12 protein-coding genes are annotated in these 12075 nt (G+C 66.2%); 5 read left to right on the plus strand and 7 right to left on the minus strand.

What is annotated here, in order from left to right; translation table 11 throughout:
- Positions 1 to 639: copper-containing nitrite reductase (nirK, locus tag AB4Z51_RS22950; protein ID WP_441498029.1), on the minus strand; the 639-nt coding region annotated here is incomplete at its 3' end.
- 237 nt (positions 640 to 876) lie between these two features.
- Positions 877 to 1083 carry a hypothetical protein gene (locus AB4Z51_RS22955; RefSeq protein ID WP_135216400.1) on the minus strand — a complete coding sequence of 69 codons (207 nt, stop codon included), beginning with the start codon at positions 1081 to 1083 and terminating at the stop codon, positions 877 to 879.
- Positions 1084 to 1242: 159 nt separating this feature from the next.
- Here AB4Z51_RS22955 and hemN point away from each other — a divergent pair, with 159 nt between their 5' ends.
- Positions 1243 to 2595, plus strand: coding sequence for an oxygen-independent coproporphyrinogen III oxidase (gene hemN, locus AB4Z51_RS22960; RefSeq protein WP_166080134.1), 1353 nt, complete (start codon positions 1243 to 1245; stop codon positions 2593 to 2595).
- A gap of 339 nt (positions 2596 to 2934) precedes the next feature.
- The gene (locus tag AB4Z51_RS22965; RefSeq protein WP_014492467.1) at positions 2935 to 3132 is read left to right on the plus strand and encodes a DUF1858 domain-containing protein; all 198 of its coding nucleotides are present in this window, start codon (positions 2935 to 2937) and stop codon (positions 3130 to 3132) included.
- Between the two features lie 86 nt (positions 3133 to 3218).
- Here the strand turns inward: AB4Z51_RS22965 and AB4Z51_RS22970 are convergent, their stop codons facing one another.
- On the minus strand, positions 3219 to 3929 hold the full coding sequence (locus AB4Z51_RS22970; RefSeq protein ID WP_038954878.1) for a Crp/Fnr family transcriptional regulator: 711 nt from the start codon (positions 3927 to 3929) through the stop codon (positions 3219 to 3221).
- A gap of 141 nt (positions 3930 to 4070) precedes the next feature.
- Here AB4Z51_RS22970 and AB4Z51_RS22975 point away from each other — a divergent pair, with 141 nt between their 5' ends.
- Positions 4071 to 5282 (plus strand): NnrS family protein, encoded by a 1212-nt coding sequence (locus AB4Z51_RS22975; RefSeq protein ID WP_441498030.1) that lies wholly within the window; start codon positions 4071 to 4073, stop codon positions 5280 to 5282.
- A 2-nt stretch (positions 5283 to 5284) separates the two neighbouring features.
- Here the strand turns inward: AB4Z51_RS22975 and AB4Z51_RS22980 are convergent, their stop codons facing one another.
- Positions 5285 to 6322, minus strand: a complete 1038-nt coding sequence (locus tag AB4Z51_RS22980) for an AraC family transcriptional regulator (RefSeq protein ID WP_441498071.1) — start codon at positions 6320 to 6322, stop codon at positions 5285 to 5287.
- 202 nt (positions 6323 to 6524) lie between these two features.
- On the opposite strand from AB4Z51_RS22980, the gene AB4Z51_RS22985 reads away from it, so the two are divergent.
- Together AB4Z51_RS22985 and AB4Z51_RS22990 are read left to right on the plus strand one after the other, a co-directional pair.
- Positions 6525 to 7145: a response regulator transcription factor gene (locus AB4Z51_RS22985; protein ID WP_063986095.1), complete on the plus strand. Its 621-nt coding sequence runs from the start codon at positions 6525 to 6527 to the stop codon at positions 7143 to 7145.
- A 185-nt stretch (positions 7146 to 7330) separates the two neighbouring features.
- Positions 7331 to 9007, plus strand: coding sequence for a mucoidy inhibitor MuiA family protein (locus tag AB4Z51_RS22990; protein WP_441498031.1), 1677 nt, complete (start codon positions 7331 to 7333; stop codon positions 9005 to 9007).
- A gap of 209 nt (positions 9008 to 9216) precedes the next feature.
- Here AB4Z51_RS22990 and AB4Z51_RS22995 read toward each other — a convergent pair whose 3' ends face one another.
- Genes AB4Z51_RS22995 through AB4Z51_RS23005 form a run of 3 tightly spaced genes read right to left on the minus strand, consistent with a single transcriptional unit; the run spans position 9217 to position 12070 of the window.
- A complete protein-coding gene (locus AB4Z51_RS22995) occupies positions 9217 to 10032 on the minus strand; it encodes a heme ABC transporter ATP-binding protein (RefSeq protein WP_441498032.1) in 816 nt (271 codons plus the stop codon).
- Positions 10029 to 11123, minus strand: a complete 1095-nt coding sequence (locus AB4Z51_RS23000; RefSeq protein ID WP_441498033.1) for a FecCD family ABC transporter permease — start codon at positions 11121 to 11123, stop codon at positions 10029 to 10031. The genes AB4Z51_RS22995 and AB4Z51_RS23000 overlap by 4 nt, the downstream gene beginning before the upstream one ends.
- Entirely contained in the window at positions 11120 to 12070 is a 951-nt protein-coding gene (locus AB4Z51_RS23005; protein WP_441498034.1) for a heme/hemin ABC transporter substrate-binding protein, read from the minus strand. Before AB4Z51_RS23005 ends, AB4Z51_RS23000 begins: the two co-directional genes overlap by 4 nt.
- Between the last annotated feature and the right edge of the window lie 5 nt (positions 12071 to 12075).

The following is a 12075-nucleotide window of genomic DNA, read 5'->3' on the forward strand; positions in this document are numbered from 1 at the left end:
GCACATACATGTCCTGCTCGCCGACAGCACATACATGTCCTGCTCGCCGACATAGTAGACCTTGTCGTATTTCAGCGCGTGGCCCTTGCCGTCGTTCAGTCCGTCGCGCGGCAGCACCATCACGGCGCCGTTCATGCCGGAGACGACATGCCAGGGGATCATCGGGCCGCCCGGGGCGCAGTGATAGACGAACACGCCGGTCCGCGTTGCCTTCCAGCGCAGCACGACCTGCTCGCCGGGATTGACCAGCGTGAGCTCGGCACCACCGAGCGCGCCGGTCGCGGAGTGGAAGTCGATGTTGTGCGGCATGGTGTTGGTCGCGGGATTGACCAGCGTCACCTCGACATAGTCGCCTTCATGCACGACCATCAGCGGGCCCGGCATCGAGCCGTTGAAGGTCATGGCCTGGAACGTGGTGCCCTTGTCGTCGATGACGACCTTCTTCTCCTCGATGTTGAGCTTGAACTCGACGATCTTGGGCCCCTGCGTCGTGGCCTGCTCGTGCGCGTGCACGAAGGGCGGGGCGACCAGCTCGACTTTCTGCCGCGGCAGCTTGAGATCGCCGGCGGCGAACGTGGGTGTCGCGAGCATCAGGGCGGTCGCGGCGGCGCTGATCAATGCGGCTCTGCGGGTGAACATCGGAAGCATCCTTCATCTGAAAGGGTTTTGATGACGGATGCAGTCTGCGCCTGTTACGGCAAGAGTGTTTGCGCTGCGACAAGCTTTTGCCGAATTCGCCTCCGGTAAAATCCTTAGGAGGTTTGCCGAAGCGCGTATCGGCCGTGCGAAGCGCACGACGTCGCGTGGCATCGGCTGCGCAAGCGGCAAATCGTTCGCATGTTCAACTATGCGCGATTGTGAATCTATGGTTGTCGATCAGAGAAGCTGGATCGCAATCCAGACCGTGCCCCAGACCGCGAGCGACAGCGCGGCGAAGATGGCGGCGGTGATCGCCAGCACCCGCACGAGATAACCTGCGCCGACGGTGGGTGCGGCAGGGACGGGACGAAAATCGTCGAAGCGCGGGATATGACCGCGAACGCCGGTGAGCCAGAGAACGAGATCGAGCGCGAGCGACGCCATGGCCTATCTCCAGTGAGTCATGATTGAACGTGATCTTGGCTCCGATCCGGCGCTCGGACTTTGAGCGAGCGCAAGGTGGTCCGCCCGAAAACGGGTCATCCAATGCCATCCGGGATTTGCCGCGCCACCGCGCGGCATCGATTTACGAATGGGTAAGATATGAGGACCGATCTCGCAGCGAGCTACGGCGAAGAGAGATTGCCGCGGTACACGAGCTATCCGACCGCGCCGCATTTCTCGCCGGCGGTCGGCCCGGATACTTATGCCGAATGGCTCGCCGGACTCCCGGCAGGCGCCAGCGCGTCACTCTATCTGCACGTGCCGTTCTGCCGCGAGATGTGCTGGTACTGCGGCTGCCATACCCAGATCGTCCGCCGCGACGGGCTGATCGCCGCCTATCAGCGAACGCTGCGCAGCGAGATCGCGCAGGTGTCTGAGACCATCGGCCGCCGCATCAAAGTCGAGCACATCCATTTCGGCGGCGGCACGCCGACCATCATGGCGCCGGAGGCTTTTGCCGAGTTGATGGCGGCGATGCGCCATTCGTTCTTCGTGCTGCCCTCGGCCGAGATCGCGGTCGAGATCGACCCGCGCACGCTGACATCGGAGATGGTGGAGGCCATGCGGCTCTCCGGCGTCAACCGCGCCAGCCTGGGCGTGCAGAGCTTCGATCCAGTCGTGCAGCGCGCGATCAATCGCGTGCAGAGCTATGAGCAGACGGCTTCCGTCGTCGAGAGGCTGCATCGCGCCGGCATCAACGGGATCAACTTCGACCTCATCTACGGGCTGCCGCACCAGACCGTCGCGTCCTGCCTGGACACCGTTCGGCGCAGCCTCGAACTCGGGCCCGATCGTTTCTCGGTGTTCGGCTATGCGCATGTGCCTGATTTCAAGAAGCACCAGCGCATGATCAACGAGGCCGTGCTGCCCGACGGCCTCGCGCGTCATGACCAGGCATGCGCGATCGCCAATGCGCTGAAGGAGGCCGGCTACGTGCAGATCGGGCTCGACCATTTCGCGCGCCCCGACGACGCCATGGCCGTGGCCTTCGAGGACCGGACGCTGCGGCGCAATTTCCAGGGCTACACCACCGACAAGGGCGAAGTCCTGCTCGGGTTCGGCGCGAGCGCGATCGGACATCTGCCGCAGGGCTATGTGCAGAACCAGGTGCAGATCGGCGCCTACGCGCAGAGCGTCGCCGCCGGCCGCCTCGCCACCGCGAAGGGCTACGGGCTCACCGACGACGACCGGCTCCGCGCCGACATCATCGAGCGCATCATGTGCGAGTTCGGCGCCGATCTCGGCGACATCTGTGCGCGCCATGGCGCGGAACCCGAGGCGATGCTGCAATCGGCCGCGCGCCTGAAGCCGTTGATCTCGGACGGCATCGTCAGGCTCGATGGCGACCGTCTCGCGGTCGCAAGCGACTCGCGCTTCCTGGTCCGCAGCGTCGCCGCGGCGTTCGACGCGCATCTGGATCCGGGCAAGCAGTTGCACAGCAGGGCGGTGTAACTCACCTCGCGCCGCCTACGGCAGGGACTTTTGCGTATGAGCTTGGCGGGGTCCGAGCGAGCGCCTCGTCCTTCGAGACGACCGCTTCGCGGTCTCCTCGGGATGAGGCCGAGCGGCAGCTTTGCCTGTCGAAATAGTAACCACGTACTCCGTCCTCATCCTGAGGGCCCGCCGGAGGCGGGCGTCTCGAAGGATGGCCGCGGGCGAGCTTCCCGCCACGTTTTCTCATATGCGATAGCCCTGCCGCTTGCGGGGAGAGGGAGAAGCAACCACCAGCTTGCGCTTCAACAAAGAAGCTCGGAGCCCCTCCGTTATCGTCACTTCGGAACGGAGTTGTCCATGCCCTTCCGATCCGACGATCTGGTCGATGACATCATGCGTGCGGCACCGCACACGATCCGCGTGTTCCTCGCCTTCAGGATGGCTTGCGTCGGCTGTCCGATCGCGACCTTCCATACCGTGGAAGACGCCTGCCGCGAGCATGGCATCGATCGCGACAAATTCCTCGCTGCGCTGTGCGAATGCGTGCCGGCGTGAGGCGGGTTGGAGTTCGCACGGGTCGCGTGCGGATTCCCGGGTGAGGGCGGGCTTGCGCCGTAAGCGGAAGCGCCCTCACCCCTATCTTACGCAGAATTGCCGTCCGCCGTACGCTCCGCCAGCACGACGATCTTGTGCGGATCGCGCAGGATGATGCGCTGGCGGCCGCTCTCGACGAGGCCCTGGCTCTCCCAGCCGCTCAGGATGCGGCTGACGGTGTGCAACGTGGTGCCCGTCATCTGCGCGATGTCCTGTCGGCTGATCGGGAAGTCGATCTCGATGCCGTGGTCGAGCTTCTTGCCGGACTGTTTTGCGAGCCGCAGCAGCGCATGTGCGACGCGCTGCTCGACCTGCTGGGTCGACATTTCCAGGATGCGGGTGTGGCTCTCCTGCAGCCGCGCGCCGACGGTTTGCAGCGTGTTGGCGGCGATTGCCGGAAACCGCTCGATCAGCCGCGGCCAGGCCGAATTCGGCCAGATCAGCACCACGCTGTCGTCGACCGCCATCGCAGTCGCCGGATAGTGCGCGGCTCCAATCGCCATCGCGAGCCCGAAGGTCTCGCCGGGGGCGACATAGCGCACCACGATCTGCTCGCCGGTCGGGGTGGTCTTGGCCGCGCGGACATGGCCGTGCAGCAGCAGGAAGAAGGATTGCGCGTCAGCGCCCTGTTCGAAAATGGCGGCGTTCCTGGGGTACCGCGCCGAGCGGGCCTCGCGCAGGATTTCCTCGAGGTCCTCCGGCTTGACGCCGGAAAACAGCGGCAAATGCGCAACCAGCGATGTGTCGACCTTGGCCATTCTGCCTCCTTGGCGCTCGGGAGTGTGATGGCACCTGTATTCGTCAGGCAGTTTGCGATAGCGCAAAACGGGCCGGCCGGACGGCAGTATTTTTCCAAATGACGATCCAAGTGACCGTCCGAATTCACAGGAGTTGCCCCCATGGCTGGCGCCCGATCCCGTAACTTTGAGGGCTGGCCGCTGTTTGCGAACAGCTTTCGGCCTTTTTTCCTGCTCGCCGCGATTCAGGCGGGGCTTTCGATCCTAGCGTGGCTGCCGATGTTCTATGGCGAGCTCTCCGTCAGTTCGGCCTTCGCGCCGCGCGACTGGCACGTCCACGAAATGCTCTATGGCTTCCTGCCGGCGGTGATCACGGGATTCCTGTTCACGGCGATCCCGAACTGGACCGGGCGGCTGCCGATCCAGGGGACGTCGCTGGGCGCGCTGCTGGTGGTGTGGCTGGCCGGACGTTTTGCAGTGACCCTGTCCGCCGATATCGGTTGGGCGTTCGCGCTCGTCGTCGATGCCGCCTTCCTGGCATTGGTCGTTGCCGCGGCCACGCGCGAAATCATCGGGGGCGGCAACTGGCGCAATCTGCCGGTGGTAGTGCTCGTGCTGGTGCTGCTCGCCGGTAACGTCGCCTTCCATCTCGAAGCGCACTTCGAGGGCGCGGCCGATGTCAGCATCCGCGTCGGCATCGGCGTGGTCGTGCTGCTGATCTCGCTGATCGGCGGCCGCATCATCCCGAGCTTCACTCGCAACTGGCTGGTCAAGTTCAATCCCGGCCGCCTGCCGGTGCCGTTCGGACGCTTTGACGGCGCGGTGATTGGATTGAGCGCGCTCGCGCTCATAGCATGGATCGTGGCGCCGCTGAACATGATCACCGGCGCGGTGATGGCGCTCGTCGGTGTGCTTCATTTGGTGCGGTTCGCGCGCTGGGCTGGCGATCGCACCACGCGCGAACGGCTGCTGCTGATCCTGCATGTCGGTTATGTCTTCGTGCCGCTGGGCTTCCTGCTGCATGCCCTGGCTGTCTTCGGCGCGCTGCCGCCGAGCGCGGGCATTCACGCCTGGATGGCTGGTGCGGCCGGAACCATGACGCTTGCGGTGATGACGCGTGCGAGCCTCGGGCATACCGGACAGGCGTTGACGGCCTCGCCCGCGACGCAGGGGATTTACGCTGCGATCATCGTCGCGGCGCTGGCGCGGGTCGCTGCCGTGGTGTTGCCTGCGCATGGCGATGTCCTGCTGCACATCGCCGCCTGCGGATGGGTCGTCGCGTTCCTCGGCTTTGCGATTGCGTTCGGGCCGCTGCTCGCCGGCAGCCCCCGGCGCGCCCTTGCCATCATGGGCGTGCCCGCTCCGGCACGCTGAGCCTAGGCCGCGGACGCCGAGGGAACGCCGGCGGGCTTGGCCAGCGGCCGCACGCCCTTGCGCCATGCGGTGATGGTGCAGCCGAAGCGGCCACGGAACCAGCGCGCCATCGCGCTCTGCGCGGAGAAGCCGAGCTGGGTGGCGATATCGGCCAGCGGCCGGCCGGGGTCGTCGATCAGCTGGATCACGAGATCGGCGCGCTGCGCGTCGAGGATCGCCGAGAAGCTGGTGCCCGATGCGGCGAGGTGCCGATGGATGGTGCGGCGGGTGCAGGCGAGATGCTCGGCCACGCGCTCGACCGTGCAGTCGCCGCTTGCGAGCAGGATGCGCACCACCTCGTCGACCTTCCCCTCCCAGCTTGCCGGCCGCGTCTCGATCGCCTCGATCCGTTTGCGCAGATAGCTCGCGATCAGCGGATGCGCGCTCGGGATCCGCCGCTCCATGTCATGCGCCGACAAAAGGATCGCATCGTCATCGGCATTGAAGGTAACGCGGCAACCGAAGAAGTCGCGGTAGCGCTTGCGGTCGTGTGGCGGCGGATAATGCAGATGCACCTCGAGCGGCCGCCAGTCGCTGCTGAACAGCGACTGGATGATGCGGTGGACGCTGCCGAGTGCCATGTCGATCGACTGGCGCGGCGCTGTCGGCTGCCGGCCGCGCAGATGCAGTGTGACCGTCACGGTCTGCTTGTCGCGCGTGACCTCAAGCTTCATGCCGTCGTGATGAACGTGGATGAAGCGCGAGAACGCTTCGATGGCCTCACTGACGGTCGCCTGTTCACGCACGATCAGGCCGACCGCGCCGAAATTGGTGAGCCCGCCACGCTCGGCGAGCCGCAAGCCGAAATCTTCGGCACCCGATGCCTCTGCCGACAATTCGAGCAGCCGGCGCAGGCTGGTCACGGCAATGGGGGTATCGGGCTTGTCGAGCACGGCCAGCGGCAGCCTGACCTTGCGCATCATCTGTTTGGGGTCGAGTCCGACCGACCGGGCGACATCCGGGTAGTAGCTCAAGCCTGCGCTGCGCATGAGGTCGGTCATGCGACCCGTTCCTGTCAGCCATTCCCGCAGATGTCCCGAAATGTAAAGTTTCTGTCCCGATCCGTCAAATCCGGGAACAGGATGGAACATACATAAGGGAAACCGAAGCACGGGCGTGAATGCCGTGCGTATGACGACGCGGCGCGACGATGCCCCGCTGCCGTCTCGGGCCATTTGACCAAGACATTGCTGGATCGGGATGATGCCGGGAAACATGCTTTCCAAGGGTGAGGTATTCGTCATTGAAACTGACGCGGCCTCCCGCGAACAACTTTCAATGGCGCTTCAACAGAGTGCCTATGACGTGATCTGCTTTGCCGACGGCGCGTCGCTGCTGTCGGAAGCAAAGGCGCGGATGCCGGCCTGCGTGCTGCTGGAGATGCCGCCGGATCGTTCCGCCCTCGACGTGCTCAAGCGCCTGCGCGAGGAGAACTGCATGGCGCCGGTCCTGGTGACCTCGGCGAACGGCAGCATCGCCATGGCGGTCGACGCGATCAAGAGCGGCGCGGCCGACTTCATCGAGAAGCCGTTCCGCACCCGCGACATCGTCGACCGGATCGATGCTGCCATCGACGAGTTCGCGCAGCCGGGTTCAAACCGGCAACGCTGGCTCCCCGGCTGCGAGCCCCTGACCGGGCGCGAAGTCGATGTGCTTGAGCACCTTGCTGCCGGCCTGACCAACAAGGAGATCGCCCGGCGCATACATCTGAGCGCGCGCACGGTCGAAGGCTACCGCGCAGGCATCCTGAAGAAGGCCGGCGCCCGCAACGTGACCGATCTGCTCCGCCGCATCTTCGGCCAGGGTTCGCCCACCCCGGTTTAAGGACCTAAGTTTAACGGCTTCGCCGCGAGTCGACGACACTTTCCGCAGCCTTGGTGCGGCCGCGGCGGCGCCCCACGGAAACCCCAATCGAACCAGTTCCTCCGCTGCCGCGTCCAACCATGTTGGCGAGGCATTTGATCGCACGCGTCCGGCTGGCGGCGCGGCGATACGGCAGGAGGGACTTTATGCGCATCACCGCAAGATGTTTGGCAACGACGAGCCTGGTTCTGGTGACCATGGCGACGGCGTCGCCATCATGGGCCGCCGACGTGGACGCCACATCGGCCATCGACACCGTCACGGTCTATCCGGACGGCGCCACCGTCACCCGTATCATCGCGCTGGACCTCGCCTCCGGCGACAGCACGCTGGTCGCCAAGGACTTTCCGCTCTCGCTCGATCCGTCCTCCCTGCGGGTCGAGGGCGAGGCGGGTGCAAAACTCACCATCGGGACGATCGACGCGCGGCCGCCGCGTGCGGCGCCTCCCGTCAACCTGCCCGAGCTCGACAAGCGCATCGAAGCGTTGAAGGATCAGCGCGCCGATCTGCAAGGCGACATCGACGCGGCCAACGCCCGGCGCAAATTCGCGCAGCACTTTGCGGAGGCTTCTCCCGCCGGCCTTGGCGAGAAGGGCGAGGCTCGGCCGATCACCGAATGGCGCGCGGCCTTTACCGCGGTCGCCGAGGAGATCGCGACCGCCGATACCGCGATCCGCGACGCCACGCGAAAGCAGCGCGAGATCGATCGGCAGCTCGCGCAACTTGAAGCGGAGCGTTCGGCCAAGCCGCCGAGCAAGCTTGAGGTTCGCATCGATGTCGCCTCCGCCGCCGCGACGAAGGCGACGCTGCGGGTGACTTATGCAGTCCGCAATGCGCGCTGGCTGCCGCTGTATGACGCCCGGCTCGACACCGGTGCCAAGGACCGCAAGCCGCAGCTCGAGCTGGTTCGCCGCGCCGAGGTCACACAGTCGACCGGCGAAGACTGGTCGAATGTCAGCCTCGGTGTTTCCACCGTTCGCGTCAGCCGCGGCGGTAGCGCGCCGGAGCTGAATTCGCTGGTTGTGAGGTATCCGCAACTGCCGAAGCCGCTGGCATTGGGCACAGCGTCGGACATGGCGATGCCCGCGCAGCCGATGACGCGGCAGGCGCAATCTCCGGCGATGGCGAAAGCGGCGGAGCCCGAGCTGCGTGAGCGCGCGGACGAGCAGCAGGCCAATGCCGAGATCGGTGATTTCCAGGCCGTGTATCAGATCAGCGGCCGCGTCAGTCTCGGCGCCAATGAGGGCGCCAAGAGCCTGCTCATCTCCTCCATGACGGTGACGCCCGACCTCGCCATCCGCGCCGCCCCGGTCGCGGATCCCACCGCTTACCTCGAGGCGTCATTCAAGCTTGCCGAGGATACCAATCTGTTGCCCGGCAAGGTCGCGATCTTCCGCGACGGCACGTTCGTCGGTCGCAGCAAATTCTCGACCGCCGCGCGGAACGACGCGATCCGGCTCGGCTTCGGTGCCGACGACAAGATCAAGATCGAGCGCACCGTCATCAGGCAGAACGAAGGCACGGCCGGCGTGATCTCGTCCTCCAAGACCGACACGCGTTCGTTCCGCACCGTCGTCCGCAACGGGCACGACTTCCCGATCCGCATCGCGATCGAGGATCAGCTTCCGGTCAGCGAGAACGAGGATATTGGCGTCGAGATGCTGTCCTCGACCACGCCGCCCACGACCACCAATCTGCGCGACAAGCGCGGCGTGCTGGAATGGGCGTTCGACGCAAAACCCGGCGAGATCAAGGAGATCAAGTTCGCCTGGCGCATCCGCTGGCCGAAGGACAAGATCACGGTGATCGTGCCGGCGGGGTAATGCGCCCGATCTGAACCGAGGCGCGGCTCCGTCCTTCTTACCTTGCCCCGCTTGCGGGGAGAGGTCGGATTGCATCGAAGATGTAATCCGGGTGAGGGGGTACAGGTCTCTCGACGATCTCGTGCGTGGAGAGAGGCCCCTCACCCCAGCCCTCTCAGCGCGAGCGAGCTCGTCGCGGCCCCGTAAGAACGGGGAGAGGGAGTGCATCTTCACCGCGGCGGCAGTTCGGCTCGCGCCGCCGCGCGCATCGATTGCGGCAGCACGTAGGGCACTCCGTCGTCGGCCTGATGAACGACGGCGTCGATCTCGAAGATGTCGCGGATAGTCTCGCGCGTGACGATTTTGCTGCGCGGGCCGTCGGCAGCGAGCCTGCCGCCGTTCAGGACGATCAGCCGGTCGGCGAAGCGAATCGCGAGGTTGAGGTCGTGCAGGATCGCGATGACAGCGGTGCCGCCTGCGGCGCGGCGGCGCGCGGCTTCGACGAGGTCGATCTGGTGGCGCAGGTCGAGGCTCGATGTCGGCTCGTCCAGCAGCAGGAGCCCCGGCCCATGCTCGGCCTCGCCGCAGGCGAGCTGCACCAGCACGCGGGCGAAATGGGTGCGCTGCTGCTCGCCGCCCGATAGCGTCGGCAATTGCCGTTCGCGGAAATGTGCGAGGCCAACCTCGTCCAGCGCGGCGTCGACGAGCGACACGGCATCGCGCAGGCTGCGGTCGCCCGCGCCCATCAGCACGATCTCCTCGACCGTGAAGGGGAAGGTGACGTTGATGTGCTGGGACAGCATCGCACGGCGCGCGGCGAGCTCGCGCGGTGTATAGCTCGTTATGTCGCGTTGCCTCAGCCGTACCTCGCCGTCGCTGGGGCGGAGATCGCCGGAGAGCAGCCGCAGCAGCGTCGATTTGCCGGCGCCGTTCGGGCCGATGATGGCGACCATCTCGCCGGCTTCAACCGACAGGCCGACCCCATCGAGCAGCGTGGCGCGGCCGGCGCGCTTGCTGAGAGATCGCGCCTCGATCACGGCGCTCATAGCGAGGCGAGCCCGCGCTGTCGCAGCAGGATGCCGAGGAAAACAGGCGCGCCGACCGCCGCGGTCAAGATGCCAATCGGCATCTCCGCGGGCGCCACGATGGTGCGCGCCAGCGTGTCGGCGCCGACCATCAGGATGGCGCCGAGCAGCACCGAGGCTGGCAGCAGCAGGCGATGCGCAGGTCCAATAACGAGACGGAGCAGATGCGGCACGACGATGCCGACGAAGCCGATGACGCCACTGATCGACACCGCGACCCCCGTCATGGCGGAGACCATGACGATCGAGATCCGCTTGAGGCGCTCGACGTCGACGCCGCCGTGAAATGCGTCGGCCTCGCCGAGCACCAGCAGGTCGAGGCCGCACGCAATATACGCGCAGGCGCCGAGCCCGATGATGAGGATCGGCGCGAGCACGGCGGCCTTGGTCCAGGTCGCTCCGCTCATCGAGCCCAGCAGCCAGAATGTAATGTCGCGAAGCTGGCGGTCGTCGGCGATGAACACCAGCAGCCCGATGCCGGCATTGGTGATGGCGGTGATGGCGACGCCGGCGAGCAGGAAGATCGCTATCGAGGTCCGCCCCGCGCGGCTGGAGATGCCGTAAAGGATCGCGGTCGTGGCCAGCGAGCCCGCGAAGGCCGCGAGTGGCAAGAGCTCGGTCTGAAGGAAGCGCAATGTCTCGCCGAAGCGCGAGTCGGTAAACACGATCGCGCTTGCCGCCGCCAGCGCGCCGCCGCTGGAGACGCCGACCAGCGCGGGATCGGCGAGCGGGTTACGAAATAGTCCTTGCATGATGGCGCCGGCTGCGGCGAGCAAGCCGCCGACCATCGCGGTCGCCGCGATCCGGGGAATCCGGATCGACCACAGCACGAGCTGGTCGCGCGCCGTCATGGCGTCGGCGGTGGTGTTGCCTGCAAGACCGAGTGCAGCAGGCAGCCGAGAGAGGGGAATGCCGGCCGCGCCCACGGTCAGCGCGACGATGGCGGTGGCCGCGAGGATCACCAAGAGGAGGGGAATGGCAATCGACGTAAATCGCCGTCCTGCGCCCGCGCGCCGCGGGCTCCGCGAGTCCGTCCCGATCGCCACGCTCATTGCCGGCAGTTCGCCGCCGACAGAGCCGACGTGAAGGCGCCGCCCTCGGCCATTGCCGGATAGAGCTTGACGGAGAGATCACGGGCCGCCGCGGCCGTGCGCGGGCCGAAGCCGAGCAGATAGAGCCCGTCCATCGTGATAAAGCTCTTGCTGGCGGCGACGGGCGTCAAGGCGAAGCCGGGATGGGCGTAGACCGCGTCGGCCTGGAGTGAATCCTTGCCACGCTCGATCGACAGCACGACGTCGGGTTTTGCCGCGACGATCGCCTCGTCTCCGATGTTCTTGTAGCCGTCGTAGTCCTCGACCGCGTTGGTGGCGCCTGCAAGCTGGATGATCTCGTCGGCGGCGGTCTTGTGACCGGCGACCATCGCCCGTCCGTTCAGGAGCGACATCACGAACATCACGCGGACCGGCTTCGTGACCTTGGCACGCAGTGCGCGCAGCTGCGCAAGATCCGTAGCCACTGCGGTCGCCAGGCACTCGGCGCGTGCATCGACGCCCATGGCATGGCCGACCAGCTTGATCTTCTCGATCAGGCCTTCCTCGGAGAAGGTCTCGGGCACCAGCACCAGCGGCACCTTCGCCGTCTCCAGGAGGTCCATGGTCTCGCGCGGGCCCGATCCCTGGATCGCCAGGATCAGGGTCGGGTTGAGGCCCAGCACGCCCTCGGCCGAAATCTGGCGCATGTAGCCGACATTGGGTTTGTCGTGCAGCGCCGCTGCCGGATACAGGCTCGTGGTGTCGACGCCGACCAGGCGGCTCTCCAGCCCGAGCGCGTAGAGGATCTCGGTAATGGCGCCGCCGATCGAGACCGTGCGGGCGAAGTCGGCAACGGCGACATCGCGATTGCGCGCATCATGCACCGTGATACCGGCGGCGTGCGCGGTCGAGGCGAGCGCGATGGTGCCGGTGAGCAGGAGGTTTGCGAGGGTGCGACAAAATGTCATTGCAG

The sequence above is a fragment of the Bradyrhizobium sp. 2TAF36 genome (genome assembly GCF_052114925.1).
GTDB classification, from domain to species: Bacteria; Pseudomonadota; Alphaproteobacteria; order Rhizobiales; family Xanthobacteraceae; genus Bradyrhizobium; species Bradyrhizobium barranii.